The sequence below is a fragment of the Gottfriedia sp. NPDC056225 genome (assembly GCF_042267765.1).
Lineage (GTDB): Bacteria > Bacillota > Bacilli > Bacillales > Bacillaceae_G > Gottfriedia.
This window is the reverse complement of record NZ_JBHJTJ010000002.1, coordinates 77,946-94,166: the sequence shown is the minus strand read 5'-3', so window position 1 is coordinate 94,166 and position 16,221 is coordinate 77,946. Positions and strand designations below refer to the sequence as shown.

Annotated in this window: 10 protein-coding genes; all 10 read left to right on the top strand. The window is 36.0% G+C overall.

Annotation, left to right across the window (positions count from 1 at the left end; genetic code table 11):
• Nucleotides 1-124 precede the first annotated feature (124 nt).
• The 10 genes from hutU (at nucleotide 125) to ACFCYN_RS02575 (ending at nucleotide 16,158) form a co-directional block, all read left to right on the top strand.
• The gene (gene hutU / locus ACFCYN_RS02620) at nucleotides 125-1,801 is read left to right on the top strand and encodes a urocanate hydratase (RefSeq protein ID WP_172447818.1); all 1,677 of its coding nucleotides are present in this window, start codon (nucleotides 125-127) and stop codon (nucleotides 1,799-1,801) included.
• Nucleotides 1,801-3,057: an imidazolonepropionase gene (hutI, locus tag ACFCYN_RS02615; RefSeq protein WP_375947344.1), complete on the top strand. Its 1,257-nt coding sequence runs from the start codon at nucleotides 1,801-1,803 to the stop codon at nucleotides 3,055-3,057. Before hutU ends, hutI begins: the two co-directional genes overlap by 1 nt.
• A 202-nt stretch (nucleotides 3,058-3,259) precedes the next feature.
• Nucleotides 3,260-3,520 (top strand): YiaA/YiaB family inner membrane protein, encoded by a 261-nt coding sequence (locus ACFCYN_RS02610; protein ID WP_172447503.1) that lies wholly within the window; start codon nucleotides 3,260-3,262, stop codon nucleotides 3,518-3,520.
• A 476-nt stretch (nucleotides 3,521-3,996) separates the two neighbouring features.
• Entirely contained in the window at nucleotides 3,997-8,172 is a 4,176-nt protein-coding gene (locus tag ACFCYN_RS02605; protein ID WP_375947342.1) for a S8 family serine peptidase, read from the top strand.
• A gap of 227 nt (nucleotides 8,173-8,399) precedes the next feature.
• A complete protein-coding gene (locus ACFCYN_RS02600; protein WP_375947340.1) occupies nucleotides 8,400-8,726 on the top strand; it encodes an ArsR/SmtB family transcription factor in 327 nt (108 codons plus the stop codon).
• Nucleotides 8,723-9,178 (top strand): SRPBCC family protein, encoded by a 456-nt coding sequence (locus tag ACFCYN_RS02595; protein ID WP_375947338.1) that lies wholly within the window; start codon nucleotides 8,723-8,725, stop codon nucleotides 9,176-9,178. The genes ACFCYN_RS02600 and ACFCYN_RS02595 overlap by 4 nt, the downstream gene beginning before the upstream one ends.
• A 477-nt stretch (nucleotides 9,179-9,655) precedes the next feature.
• The gene (locus ACFCYN_RS02590) at nucleotides 9,656-10,081 is read left to right on the top strand and encodes a MarR family winged helix-turn-helix transcriptional regulator (protein ID WP_172447506.1); all 426 of its coding nucleotides are present in this window, start codon (nucleotides 9,656-9,658) and stop codon (nucleotides 10,079-10,081) included.
• Nucleotides 10,065-10,403 carry a DUF3147 family protein gene (locus ACFCYN_RS02585; RefSeq protein WP_375947336.1) on the top strand — a complete coding sequence of 113 codons (339 nt, stop codon included), beginning with the start codon at nucleotides 10,065-10,067 and terminating at the stop codon, nucleotides 10,401-10,403. Before ACFCYN_RS02590 ends, ACFCYN_RS02585 begins: the two co-directional genes overlap by 17 nt.
• A gap of 256 nt (nucleotides 10,404-10,659) precedes the next feature.
• Nucleotides 10,660-11,901, top strand: a complete 1,242-nt coding sequence (locus ACFCYN_RS02580; RefSeq protein ID WP_375947334.1) for a hypothetical protein — start codon at nucleotides 10,660-10,662, stop codon at nucleotides 11,899-11,901.
• Nucleotides 11,902-12,057: 156 nt separating this feature from the next.
• Nucleotides 12,058-16,158, top strand: a complete 4,101-nt coding sequence (locus ACFCYN_RS02575) for a S8 family serine peptidase (protein ID WP_375947332.1) — start codon at nucleotides 12,058-12,060, stop codon at nucleotides 16,156-16,158.
• Nucleotides 16,159-16,221 lie beyond the last annotated feature (63 nt).

Genomic DNA, 16,221 nt, shown 5'->3' with positions numbered 1-16,221 from the left:
TTTATAAAAATAAAATTGAAAGATAAGTAAAATGGAATAAATTATAAAATTATCATTATTTTATAATTAGATTTCGGAAAATTCGTGTTAGACTGAAAACATCACATCTAGGGGGTAATTAATGATGAATACGGTTACACAAGATAAAGTTGTTCGATATAGAGGTACAGAATTAAATACAAAAGGTTGGCAACAAGAAGCAGTTCTTCGTATGTTAATGAATAATTTAGATCCAGATGTAGCAGAGCGTCCAGAAGACCTTGTTGTATATGGTGGAATTGGTAAAGCAGCTCGTAACTGGGAATGCTTTGATGCAATTGTTGAGTCATTAAAGAATTTAGAACATGATGAAACATTATTAGTTCAATCTGGTAAACCAGTAGCAATTTTCAAATCGCATACTGATGCACCACGTGTATTAATTGCAAATTCAAATCTTGTTCCTGCTTTTGCAAACTGGGATACTTTCCACGAATTAGATAAAAAAGGTTTAATGATGTACGGTCAAATGACAGCAGGTAGCTGGATTTATATCGGTTCTCAAGGTATTGTTCAAGGGACTTATGAAACATTTGCTGAATTAGCAAAACAACATTTCAATGGCACACTTACAGGTACTATTACAGTTACTGCAGGTCTTGGTGGAATGGGTGGAGCTCAACCACTTGCTGTTACGATGAATGGCGGAGTTTGTATCGGTATCGATGTAGATGAGACAAGAATTGACCGCCGAATCGAAACTAGATATACAGATGTAAAAACAGATTCATTAGATGAGGCGATTCGTCTTGCTGAAGAGGCTAAAAAAGAAGGCAAAGCATTATCAATTGGACTAATCGGAAATGCATCTGATATTTTACCAGAAATGATCGCTAGAAACTTTATTCCAGATGTATTAACTGACCAAACATCAGCGCACGATCCATTAAACGGTTATACTCCATCAGGAATGTCTTTAGAAGACGCTGCAGAATTAAGAGCTTCAAACCCAGAATTATATGTTGAACTTTCAAAAGCTTCAATGGCAACTCACGTAAAAGCTATGCTTGAAATGATGGAAAAAGGATCTGTTACATTTGATTATGGTAATAATATCCGTCAAGTTGCAAAGGATGAAGGCGTAGAAAATGCATTTGATTTCCCAGGATTCGTTCCAGCATATATCCGTCCACAATTCTGTGAAGGTAAAGGACCTTTCCGTTGGGTAGCATTATCAGGTGATCCAGAAGATATTTACAAAACTGACCAAGCAATTTTACGTGAATTTGCTGATAATGAGCATTTATGCAACTGGATTCGTATGGCACAGGAAAAAATTGAATTCCAAGGTTTACCTTCACGTATTTGCTGGCTAGGTTATGGTGAACGCGCTCGTTTCGGTAAAATTTTAAATGACATGGTTGCAAGCGGTGAATTAAAAGCACCGATCGTTATTGGACGTGACCACTTAGATTCAGGTTCTGTAGCATCTCCTAACCGTGAAACTGAAAGCATGATGGATGGTTCAGATGCAGTAGCTGACTGGCCAATCTTAAACGCAATGATTAACGCTGTTGGTGGAGCTACTTGGGTATCGGTTCACCACGGTGGTGGAGTAGGAATGGGTTACTCATTACACGCTGGTGTAGTAATCGTTGCAGATGGTACAAAAGAAGCAGAAGCACGTATTGAGCGCGTATTAACAACTGATCCTGGTATGGGTGTAGTTCGTCATGCTGATGCAGGTTACGAGTTAGCTAAACAAACTGCTCGCGAAAGAGGAGTAAACATTCCAATGCTTGATAAAGGAACTGATAAGTAATGGCAAAACCAATTTGGATTAAAAATGCAGCTCAATTAGCAACACTTGCTTCAGAAGTGAAAGGTCCTCGCGCGAAGGAAGCAATGTCAGTGCTTGGCTTAATAGAAGATGGCAGCTTGTGGATTGAAAATGGAGTAATCCAAGCTGTTGGTACAACAAATGAAATTCAAGAGCGTTATGCAGAAAGAATTCAAGAAGCAGAAGTAATAGATGCATCAAACCATCTTGTTACTCCAGGTCTAGTGGATCCCCATACACATGTTGTGTATGGTGGGAGCCGAGAGCGTGAATTTGAAATGCGTCTTGAAGGTGCAACATACATGGATATTATGAATGAGGGTGGTGGAATTCACGCGACTGCCCGCATGACTCGTGAAGCGACTGAAGAAGAATTAATGGAACAAACGATGCGACGTCTAGATTCATTCATCACACATGGTGTAACAACTGTTGAAAGTAAGAGCGGTTATGGCATGGATTTAGAAACAGAACTAAAACAATTACGAGTGATGAAAAAATTAAAAGATAAGCATGCAGTTGAATTAGTTCCTACTTTTATGGGAGCGCATGCAGTGCCGAAAGAGTTTAAAGGAAGAGAAGATGAATTCGTTGATCATTTAATCAATGATATGCTACCAATTATTGCAGAAGAAAAACTTGCGGAATTTAATGATGTTTTCTGTGAAAAAGGTGTATTTACGCCAGAACAATCAGAGCAAATTCTAGAAGCAGGTAAACAATATGATCTAATTCCCAAAATCCATGCTGATGAAATTGAACCGTATGGCGGAGCGGAATTAGCAGCAAAAGTTGGCGCAATTTCAGCAGAACATTTATTAAAAGCTTCAGACGAAGGTATTGCAGCTATGGCTAAATCAGGAACAATTGCGTGTCTTCTTCCAGCAACAGCACTTTATTTACGTGAAGATGCTGCAAAAGGTAGAAAAATGGTTGATGAAGGTGTCGCTGTAGCAATTTCAACAGATTGCAATCCAGGTTCTTCACCGACAACATCAATGCCACTTGTAATGAACTTAGCATGTATTTCGATGAGACTTACTCCAGCTGAAAGCTTAACAGCAGCAACATACAACGCTGCGTGCGCAATTAATCGTCAAGATCAAATTGGCTCACTTGAAGTTGGAAAACAGGCAGATATCGTTTTATGGAATGTTAAAAACTATCAAGAGTTACAATACTTATTTGGCGTTAACCATGTAAAATCTGTTTGGAAAAAAGGCGTAAAAGTTATTTAAACTATTCATTAAAAAGAGAAATTGTTTCGGCAATTTCTCTTTTTTTTATTTAGAACAACAATTAAAAATCAGAAATCGAAAAGACTTTTAAGGAATTCCCAAAAATTGGATGGAGAAATACAATTTCTATAAAGAACATTATGTTCTAACAATTCTTAAAAATTATTAAAATAGTAATACCTTAAAATAGGGGGGATTATTTTTGAAAAAAAGAAGGCGTAATACTCCGTACTTTACGTTTTTGGCTTGGTCATCTTTCTCTATTTTTAGTGTTTTAACTTTTATTGGACTTTATCATTTAGAAGAACCATTGTATGTAAAGGGCTATTATTTAATGGGGGCAATTGGAATTATTGTTTCGTCCTTTATGGTTGCGAAAGTAATTCGTGACAATCAAGAAGATATGGAAGATGATCAAAATGAAGAAGTTAAAAAAGGAAAGAATGAAAAATTAGATAGTTAATGGATCATAATTCAGTCGTTTATACGGCTGTTTTTTTGTTTAGGATTTTTTTCACTAAAGCGCCCCCTTCAGAAGGGGTTTTTAGCGTGTAGACAAATTACTATAAATCTGAGTTTCAGAATCCTGTTTTAACAAAATTTATTTAATAAAAACTAAAACTTGACGCAATTTTCAAAATATTAAAATTACATAAACTGAAAATATACTTAAACTTGTAGTATTGAAAAATGACAGGTTGTGATAAATGAGTAAACAATTTTTCTAATGATGAGTTTTATAAAGTCGTACAAACAAAAAAAGCTAGAAAAGAGTATTTCTGAGAATGGAACACCACACTTCAATCAAAAACGCTGATTGACATCTTAAGAAGAGAATCAACTGCTAATCCTAGCAGTTGCGCCACTAAAAAAGCGTTTCTTTTGAAAACGGGGTATTATCAACTTTGCTATTTTTAACACAGGAAAGGGAGAGGAACATTGAAGAAAAATATTGTAAAGAAAGTCTCTACAATTACACTTGGAGCGGGGTTACTGACTAGCAGTTTGTATTTTCCAAATTGTACAATTCCAGCGAAAGCGGATGAACCTACTTCCGCAGAGTCCATTTTAGCCAAGATGACTCCTGAACAAAAACAAGCTATCAGCAAACTACAAACAATGGAAGAAACTGGGCTCATGTTGTCACCTGACACAAATTTAGACAGCGATTCGGATTTATCCGTCATTGTCCAATTCAAGTCTGAGCCTGCTAAAACCGCGGTTGTTATGGAAGAACTCAAAGGGAAAACCCTCTCTTCTTCTGAAGCGCAAACGCATGTGGAGAATGAGCATAAGCAATTTCAAGCAGATTTAAAAAATGTGTTTAAAAAAGAACTGGATCAAAAGAAATCCCCGTTCAAAATCACGAAATCGTACAAACGAGTATTTAATGGTGTTGCAATGACACTTCCCGCCAATAAAGTTAAAGGATTACTTCAATCCGGCTCGGTAAAAGCAGTTTGGAGCAATGCGCAAATGCAAGCAGAACCGCCGATCCAAGACCAAGAAACTGACGGGACATTCACAACGAACGTATCCGAAAGTAGCTCAGTTATGGGCGTGGACAAGCTTCATCAAGAAGGATATAACGGTAAAGGAATAAAAGTAGGTGTGATAGATACTGGAATCGACTATAATCACCCTGATTTAAAGGGTGCTTATAAAGGCGGATATGATTTTGTTGATAATGATAATGATCCAATGGAAACTACATATGATGACTGGAAGAAATCGGGGCAACCAGAAGTTTCTAACGGCAGTACATATTACACAGTGCATGGTACTCATGTAGCGGGTATCATCGCTGGACAAGGGAAAAATAAATCTGACTATGCTGTAACCGGAATTGCGCCGGAGGCAGATCTCTATTCATACCGGGTGCTAGGTGCCTATGGAAGAGGGAGGACAGATAACATCATCGCCGCAATTGACAAGGCAGTAACTGACGGAATGGATGTCATTAATTTATCTCTAGGTAGTTCAATTAACGATTCATTAGATCCCGCTAGTATCGCTATTAACAACTCTGTAATGGCTGGGGTCGTGGCCGTAATTGCAGCTGGCAATAGCGGAAACGCTATGTATTCTCTCGGAACTCCTGGTTCGGCAGCACTAGCATTAACCGTAGGGGCAAGTAGCGCGCCTATTACATTCCCTACGTTTAAAGGTTCGTTGCAAGTAGGAAATGAGTCTACGACAGCTGATTTACGTTTTATGGGAAAAGGATTCGCAGATCATATCGAAAGTTTGAAAGGTAAATCCCTTCCACTTATAGACGTAAACAATGGATTTGAACAAGAATATAATAATCAAGATGTAACGGGAAAAATCGTTCTGATGCGTCGTAACGATGGGACTCTTACCCAAAACATTAAAATTGCGATTGCAAAAGGAGCTGCCGCTGTTTTCATTTGGAACAATAATCCAGCAGAAGGACAAATTCCTATCCTTTTACCAGATAGTTACGATCTTGTTCCTGTCTTTTCAGTGAACAATGAACAAGGACTGCAACTTAAAGCAAAAGCAGCAAGCAACAATGCGGTCTTTTCTTTTAATGAAATGGGAAGCGTTCAGTCTATAGGTGATCTTCTTGCTGATTTCAGCTCTCGTGGGCCAGCCCGTCCATCATTCGATATTAAACCGGAAGTCACTGCTCCAGGTGTAGCAATCATGTCAACAGTCCCATCATATAACAATGGTCCGTCCCATATTGGTGATTACCAATATTCCTATGCAAGACTCTCTGGAACATCAATGGCAACGCCAAATGTTACCGGGGTTGCCGCACTCATGTTGCAAGCGAATCCTAACTTACAGCCAGAAGATGTAAAAACGACACTTATGAATACTGCGGACCCATTAGCAGATTCATATAGTGTGTATGAGGTGGGTGCAGGCCGAGTAGATGCTTACGAAGCGGTTCACGCTGATACACAAATTCAGGTGGAAGATAAAACGACAACTTTGATCGATGGAAAATATAAGAAAATTAAAGAAGAAACAGGCGAGATCAGCTTTGGACTGCATACATACAATGGTGAGGATATACAAGATTCTCGCTCCGTAATCTTGCAAAACAATGGAAAACAGCAAAAAACATTTAAAGTAGATGTTCATTTCCAAACTAATGAAAGAGGTTCAAAGGATGCTGTAAAGAATGGTGTGAAAATCCTAACAGATGCCTCTGTTAAATTAAAAGGAAACAGCCAAAAGAAAGCACCAGTATCCCTCTTCATTCCTAAAACAGCTGAAAAAGGACCGTATGAAGGATATATTGTGTATACGAACCAAGATAATCCATCTGAAACATATCAAGTACCGTTTGCAGTTCGGTATGTGGAAGAAGGACTCGAAATAGATAATAAAGAACCAGTTAATCCGATGTTTAGAACCCTTGATGGCCTTACAGAATCTTATGCACCAGTTACCTTTAACGGAACTGGAGCACTTTTTATGCTTAAATCACCTATGAAATCCCTTGATGTTGTACTTGTAGATGCCAAAACAAAGAAAGAGCTTGGATATGTAGGTTCCTTGGATGCCACAAAATTTGAGGAGAATATCTTCTATGGAACGAATTTCATGGGTGCTGTTCCAGGTCAGTATGGCAAAGGGTACTATTATCCATTTACCAATAATCCAGATGAACCAATCTTATCGGAACCAACATTAGTAGATGAAGGACAGTATAATTTGAAATTCATCGCAACTAGTGAAAGTGGTAAAACGTACACTGCTTACAGAGATTTTTCAGTCGATAATAAATCACTTCAATACAGTCTGAATCAAAAACCAGGCATTATCGAAGTCGATCCGGAACAAACGGGTTATACATTCTCTGGTAAGGTATATGACAAAGAGACGGAAGAAATGTTCGCAGCTGGCTTACTAGGAGAGCAAAGGAAGTATTTGTATAATATACAAGAAAATACGATAGCTCCAAACGACGTTTTTCCTTGGATACCAGGAGCATATATTTATGCAGATGATAATGGATATTTTCAGTACGAAACACCGATTGATGGAAAAACTATTAAACGGGTTACCTTATATTTAGGTGATTATGTAGGAACTGGGGACTATTGGTTCAATTCATTCACCTTTATTCCAAAGGGGACTTCTTATATCAAAGCATCTGCTGACAAGCAGGCAGTTAATACAAATGATTCAACGATCGTCACACTCACTTCAAAACATATGAAAAACTTTACTGGTAGCGAGTTTACAGTTCGTGTTCCAAAACAATTGAACGTGGAAGACATAAAAGTAAATCCTGCCTTTGCCGATAAAGGACAAGTTAGCGTAACATCACAGACAAGTGACAGTAGCTATAACTATATAACAATTACTGCGAAGCGTGATGGAAGTCAATTGATGTCTGATGATGAGCTTCCTTTAGTAGACTTAAAGGTGAAGGTTCCTACTGATATACCTATGAGTAATCTTTCTAGACCATTCGTAGTCAATGTAACAGCGGCTTATGGATTGGATAGCGATGGGAAAAAAGTTCCAGTAACAAGAGACTTAGGCGCTGCGGGTGCTGCGCAATTTCTTGTACACCTAGGCTATTCAAAGCAGACTTTTTATAACCCAGTTCCTGAGGGGCTAGTGACAGGTGTAGCAAACTACAATAACATTGGAGCTAACGTCAAATTAATAGATCCTAATGGTAAAGTATATCAAGGTACATTCGATGCCAATGGTGCACAAAGAAACGTTACATTTAATTATCTACCATTAACAGACAAACCATTCACATTTGTGGAGGACATTCCAGGGCACTTTACCGTTACTAAACAAATCCAAACAGGAAGGTATGTCGGTAAAAAGTATGTAGGAACTAACCGTCCAGGTTATGTTCGAACTGTGGTGGCAGGGGATGTAAATAAAGACAACGTGATTGATATCATGGATGCAATTTATATTCAGACTTATTGGGGCACAAATAAACGTAGTGCAGATATTAATTTTGACGGAACTGTAGATGCGAAAGATCTAGCATTTGTACAAAAAAACTATTTACGCCAAAATGTAAGTGTGAATAATCCACCGACACCTAAGAAAAAGTACAAAGGCATTACGTTAGAAATGGTTTTAAAAGAGCTGCAATCTTAAAATCTGAAGTTAGAAAACTAGGACAAATAGCCTATTTTTAATTTCAGTAAAAGTATGAAGAGTCTTAACAAAAAAGGGTAAATTCAAAATAAATGAATTTACCCTTTTTACTATTTTATTAGGATTTTTATAAATGCTAAAACCTTTTCTTGAAAGAAATCGAGTTATTATCCTAGAATACTTGACGTGCAACTAAAAAGTTGCATAATATATAAATAATAGGGAGGTTGAATGAAATCGATCAGGTTTTTAAAGCACTAGCCGATTCAAGTCGTAGAAAACTCCTTGACGAGCTTTTTATGAATAACGGCCAATCATTAAGTGAACTCTGTCAACTTCTAGAAATGAGTAGACAAGCAGTCACAAAACATCTAGTAATACTAGAAGAAGCAAATCTTGTTGTAGTAGAATGGCACGGGAGAAATAAGTTACATTATCTTAATCCTGTACCAATTAACGAAATTTCTAAACGATGGATTCATAAGTATGAACAAAAGCGATTAGAAGCACTAAGTGAATTAAAAAATGAACTTGAGGAGTGCAATAAGGAATGAATAAACCACAATTTGTATATGTTACATACATCGCAACAACACCTGAAAAACTATGGGAAGCTTTAACATGTACTCAATTTACTGAAAAATACTTTTTCGGAACTGCAATTGAATCCGACTGGCAAGTAGGGTCAACTGTTTCATATTTACGAAATGGAGATATTACAGATTACGGAACAATATTAAAATGTGAACTAAATCGTTTACTTTCTTTCACATGGAATCACACAAATGATCCGACGAATCGGAAGGAACCATCAGTTGTCACTTTTGAGTTGAAAGAATTGGAGTCCACAGTTAAATTAACGCTGAAACATGAAAATATTGAGCCTACTGATTTAGTAGATCGTGATAATACGTTTGAAGGTTTAAATAATGGCTGGCCAGCAATTTTAAGTAACTTAAAAAGCTTGCTTGAAACAGGAAGTACTTTGCCGCCGATTTCTATTTAATTAGATATAATAAATGATTTTAAGGGGATGTCTCATAAGTCAGTTTACTGACAAAGGGACTCCCTTTTTTATTGAAAATAAAAAGTGGAAGCGCTTTTTTTTTTCGAAATTGGAAGGCATCTCAACAGCTCCTTTCAATTGTAGTTAATCTGTTAGGTCATTTTTAAAGATTAATAGTAGATTTTTATCAAACAATCAACATGAAAAGGATTAGAGCATATTTGTTAGTTTTCCAATTAAAAGTAGAGATTAGTGTACGATTTTTAGTTCATAATACCCTAACTGGTATGGGGGACTTTTTATTTAATTTGCTATACTATAAGACTTATTTGTAGCTCTGACTATATCGATTAGTGTTCTCCTTTTAATAGTTTCTCAAAATTTTATTTCCGGTCTTTTCTTAATCCTCAGATTTAATATTTTATTTATATCGTATAATAAGATATAATCGTATTATACGATATAAGGAGAATGAACATGAGTAAAGAAGTTAAACAATTGAATCAACTTTGGACTGATATTTACTATGTACTACGATATAAGCATAAAGAAAATATTACTCACCAAGGAGTTAGGATTTTACAAATGATTGATAAAGAAGTCGAGGTTGGCATAAAGGAGATTGCTGAAGGTATTCAAGTGTCACATAATACAGCTTCAGAGCATGTAAAGCGATTATTAGAAAAAGAGTATATATACAAAACTCGTGGTGAAAATGATCAACGAAAGGTCATATTGAAACTTTCTGATTTAGGAAAAGAAGTCTTACTTCAAAATTCAAGTTTAAATGAAGAGAAACTTCAACAACTTTTATTTGAACAGATGACTGAACAGGAAAGAGAAAGTATACTAAATGCTTTTAATCTATTGAAAGAGAGAGCTCAAAATGTACGCGATAATTAAAATACTTACTTCAGCCATTGTCATTGGAGTTATTACCGAAGTAGCACGTCGATTCCCTACACAAGGTGGATTGATTGCGGCCTTACCGATCGTTAGTCTATTAAGCCTTATTTGGCTAAATGTTCAAGGTGAACAAGTGCAAACGTTAAGCAAATTCGCTTATGGAGTTGTATTAGGGATTCCAGGTACAGTCATTATGCTGTTAATAATTGGAGTTGCACTTCAACATTCAATGCATTTAATTAGTTCAATCGGACTTGGTATTGTTGGATGGGCTTTTTATATTTTTGCTCAAGATTTAGTAGTAAAGCATTTGTTTTAATAGTGTTATTTTAAAGTAATTAGTAAGCAAATTAAGAATAATAAGATGATAAAACGACTGTTGTAGAACAGTCGTTTTAGTTTTTATTAAGGTATGTTTCAAAAATATTAATTGACTTTGAGCTTCTGTGATTAATGTCCCTTGTGTAAATCACATTAGTCCTTAAGCCACCTTGACACTTTTTCATTAGAGCTTTCTAATTAATAGAGAAGAAATTTAACTATATTAAAATTACAATAGAAGGAGGTTAAGTAAGTTGAACTTAAAATTGTTTCACAGAATTATGGATCATACGCATGAAAAAAACTGGAATATAACTCAACTCGCTAAAAATTCTACTATTCATTTGACTGAAATAAGCCGAATTCTAAATCACAAACAATCTCTTTCATTACGTAATTTGGATGCAATTACTGCGGGCCTCAATTTGGAGGAAGGTACTTTTTATTCAGATTATATTGAAGAATGTTTTAATGAAAACAAGATTATGGACAAACGGAGAAGTATGGAATTTTTATATAAATGCGCATCACTTGGATACAAAGATTTGCTTCAAAATATGTTTAATAAAATTTTAGATGAAAGGTCGAAACAAGTACTTAAGAAGAATTTAAATTATATTTTTTTAGTTGCAGAAAAGCTATTTGAAGAGAAAAAAGTTTGGCTGGCATTACCACTATATGAGTGTATTATTGAGAGTACACCAGATTATCATTCATCTCAATTAGCTAAAAGTTACTATAGGAAATATTACATAGTTCGGTTGACGGAACAAGGACCTGATGCTGAAGTACTTGTTTTAAGACATTTTCATAATTTGCCACAGGAATTGCAATTAGCTACTTATTTGTGGATTATGGCAACTTATTATATCCGCCAGAATTGGAAAAAGGTAATGAGCTACGCTAAGGCCTTGGAGAAAATAACAAAAGAGGAAGAATATTATGGAAGGGCTCTCCTTTATCAAGGATTCGCATCGCTTCGAATAGGAAGCTCATTAGAAGAAGTGTTGAGTATAATAGATCGATATTCAAAAGTAAATGAATATTATGCGGATCTAGCGATAGGTAATCGATTTGTCGTTTATTTAGAATTTGGGCGATATGAATATGTTGATGGCTACCTTAATTGGTTGGAAGGTAGAGATGACATGTATGCTGGATTACCTAGAATTTTAGAAGTCTATTTAAAACTTGGGCGTATCGATGATGTTGAAATCTTGCTAAAGCAATATTTTCATATTTTTGAGGAGACCGCTCTTAGTAAAGAACCTTTCATGCAGCAAATGCATTTGCAACTCCGCTATTCACATGCTTTATATCAGTGCGCAAAAAATAAAATTACAGAAGGAGTGCATGAAATTTTAGATGTTGTTATTTCAGCAATTGAACTAGGGGTTGCTAAAGCGTATAGTAAGGCTTTCGTGATGTTTTGGAAATATAGACATAAAATTAATTCAGAGCATGAACGTAAATATTTACAAATACTTGGAAGGTAACTAATTTCAATCATAAAAATGAGAACGATGATAATTTTGGTCATCGTTCTTTTTTTATTAAAATTTAAATTTGACAGAATTTTCAAAATAGTAAAATTCCATAAAGTCTTTTTATAATTAAATGCGTAAGACTATCTAATTGAAGGGAAGAGAAGGATGAGAAAAAGGATAAAAAAACGTATCACTCCATTGACGTTAAGTATGGGGCTAATTTGTAGTACATTTGCACCAATATCTGCTGTATCAAATGTACATGCTCAAACAACTTCATCATTTGAGCAAGTACTATCAAAGCTTACTGCAGCTCAGAGACAAGCATTAAAGCAACTTCAAACAAGTGATCAAACTGGATTACAAATTTCATCAGATGTCAATCTAGAATCCGATAAACCAATCTCTGTCATCGTTGAATTTAAGACAAAACCATCCAAGATTGCGACGCTTGAATCACAGCTGCAAGGAGAAAGTCTTACTTCTTCAAGTGCCAATCAACTTGTTGAGGAGTCACATGAAAACTTTCAAAAAGATGCAAGTAAGATATTAAAACAAAAGCAATATAAAATTAAGCGTACATACAAAACAGCCTTTAATGGTGTTTCGATGACTCTTCCAGCGAATCAAGTTAAATCATTGTTAAAATCAAATACTGTAAAAGCAGTTTGGAGCGACAGTGAAGTACACATTGATCCGCCTGTAGAAATGAAAGCTAATGCTACCAATGTTTCAAATGATTCCTTAAATATGCCAAGTAGTATGCCATTTTTAGGAATTGATAAGCTTCATCAAGAAGGCTTTACAGGTAAAGGAGTTAAAGTAGGAATAATTGATACAGGTATCGATTATAATCATCCTGACTTAAAAGATGCTTATAAAGGCGGCTATGATTTTGTAGACAACGATTCAGATCCAATGGAAACTACTTACGATGATTGGCTGAAGGCAGGGAAACCGGCAGCAAATGGTGGCAATGCTTATTATACGGAACATGGTACCCACGTATCTGGGACAATTGCGGCTAGAGGTGAAAACAATTCACCGAATGCTCTTGTGGGAGTAGCTCCTGATGCAGATTTATATATGTATCGTGCTTTAGGTCCATATGGTTCAGGAACATTAGATGACATTTTGGCAGGGATCGATAAGGCAGTTCAAGACGGAATGGATGTAATTAATCTTTCGTTAGGAACAAATTATAATGACCCCCTTTTTGTAACAAGCGTTGCAATTAACAATGCAGTGCTTCAAGGTGTAACAGCAGTTGTTGCTGCAGGAAATGCAGGTCCAAATTCATATACAGTCGGTTCTCCAGGAGCAGCGGCCCTTGCTTTAACAGTTGGAGCAAGTGATGTTCGTACAACAGTATTGCAGCCTAAAGGAACACTTCATACTAGTACAGGAGATTTGCCTGCATCTCAGATGGAGATAAACGCAGAGAATTTTGACAATCCTATTGCTGATTTTAAAGGCCAAACTTTACAAATTGTTGATGTAGATAAAGGGCTAGAAGCAAATTATGCTGGCAAAAATGTAGCCGGAAAGATTGTTATGACAGACATTTATTATGCAAATGTGAGTACGAAAATAGCGACTGCAAAAAAATACGGTGCAAAAGCGGTTATTCTTTATGATCCTGATCAAACCTCTACTTCTTTAGGTTCATTAGGTAAAAATCCTAATTATCTGCCTACCTTTTTCATACCTAAACAGGAAGGGAATGCAATTAATAATCAATTAAAACAAAATGGAGAAGCATCATTTACTTTTGATGATGTTAAGGAAGTGGTTACATCAGATGGAGATCATTTAGCATCTTTCAGCTCAAAAGGTCCGACAAAAGTAACGTATGATATTAAACCGGAAATTACAGCACCGGGTGTACAAATCCTTTCTACAGTACCATCGTATGTTAATGGCCCAAATTATATTGGAAACTATAATTACGCATACCAACAGCTATCAGGAACATCAATGGCAACACCACATGTTTCAGGTATTGCTGCTTTATTACTTCAAAAAAATTCGAATTACACACCGGCTGATATTAAAACAATTTTAATGAATACAGCAGATCCATTAAAAGATCCATACAGTGTTTATGAAGTTGGGTCTGGTCGAGTAGATCCTTATGAAGCAATTCATTCTGATGTTGAAGTTCAAGTTTCTGATGAAACCCCAATGATTCGAAACGGTAAGGAAAAGCAAATTAAAGAAAAGACAGGTGCAATTAGCTTTGGAACAATGGCACCTAGTGGACAAAATGTAGGAGATAAGAGGACTCTTACAATCTATAACAATAGCAAACAGGCTAAAACATTTAACGTAAAAGTAGAGTTTCAAAAGGATCGATTAGGCTCTAAGGACGCAGATGCAAATGGAGTTGGAATTGTAACGGATAAAACGATTAAAGTAAATGCAGCTTCCAAAAAGCAATCTGTCGTTTCTATTTTTATTCCGAAAAGCGCTTCACTAGGTACTTATGAAGGGTATATTACTTACACGAATCAATCTAATCCAGATGAGGTCTATCAAGTACCATTCGCAGTTCGAACAGTTGAAAAAGGAATTTACGGGATGGTTGTTTCACCGAATGTCTTTACAACGGAAACTGATAGTTTTCACTTAGCACAAGTTAATAATGCAAGCCTTATGTTTGAATTTAAATCCCATATGAGATATGTCGATTTAGTTTTAGAGGATGTAAAAACAAATAAAGAAATAGGGTATGTTGGTCAAATTGACGGTATCCCTTTAATGGATAATGTGACTTATTACTTACAAAGAGCATTTGATGGATCGTACTACCCGCTTTCTGGTGACGAGAAAAATCCAATTGCCGATGAAAAAGTAATGGCACCTCAAGGAGCATATAAAATCAAGTTAATCGCAACGGAAGATGACGGAACAACTTACGTAACTGAAAGTCCAGTCTATATCGATAATGAGAAGCCAACTGTCAAATTGGATAAGCCAGATGGAGTTTACGAATATGAGCCTGGCCAGCAGACAGTCCAGTTAAAAGGGTCAGTAATTGATGGGGAGTATGCTGACATGTTTGCGAATGGGATCAATCTTACTCAATCATCTAACAAGTTGATGTACGGCTACAATGGGGGTGTATATAAGCCTATGCCAGTATCCGAAGATGGGTCTTTCTCGTTCGATGTTCCAATGATTGAATCCAACCCTCTTTTAATGGTTCAAATGTATGGACTAGATGCAGCAACAAATAAGGATTTCCGTAGCGTTAAACAATTCTTCTTTACGAAAAAAGGAACTCCATATGAAATATCGAAACCGGAAAAACAAGATGTCAAAATGGGTGAGACGTTTAAATATACATTATCTTTAAATAATGTAAAGGATCTCCATAAAGCCGAGTTTACGTTTAAATATTTAATGACATATTTTGATCTAATTGATGTAAAGCCAAATCCAGAAGCAAGTAAGTATGGGGAGGTTAATATTAATCAAGAATTTACAGTAACAGGTTCACAAAGAAACATGAAAATCACTGCAACCTTACCTGAACAGGCTAAGGTGTCGGGGAATATTCCATTAGTGGATATTACGTTAAAAGTTCGAGATGACAAATTCATCAAAGAACCTACTGCACTTGTTAGTACAAATACAAACTATACTGATACAGCAAATAATGTAGTACAAGTAAAGTCTGCAGATTTTTATGTATCGATGATTCCAACTTACTCTGAAACGTTTGGTGATGTATTAGCAGAAGGTTTAATGAGAAATGGCGCTACGTACTTTGGAATTGATCATACTACAGTTGGTGGAACAATTAAAGCAGTTGACGTGAATGGAATCGCTTATAATGGCGTCATTTCAAAACAGCCATCTTTTACTTTATCAAAACTACCAATTATGAATAAGCCATTAACATTTGTAATGGATATTCCTGGACATTTTACAGTAAGAAAACCTTTTAGGATTAGTGATAACGATAATGGTAGTTTAATAGGGCAACGCATGAAGCTTAACTATAATCCTGCTATTGCTGGAGATGTAAATAAAGATGATGCGATCGATGTTCTTGATGCGCTTTACATCCAAACTTATTGGGGTACAAATAAGCGTGAAGCAGATATTAACTTTGATGGGAAAGTGGATGCCACAGATATGGGATTTGTAAAGAAAAATTATTTAATGCAAAATCCGACAGCTACAAATGCTCCTAAACCTAAAAAGACATATAAAGGTCAAACATTAGAGAGTGTACTAGAATCACTTAAAATTCAGTAATAAAATAGCAATCTATAGAAGATGATTCGTAACAAAATTACTAACTTAAAAGGAAAAAGGAGA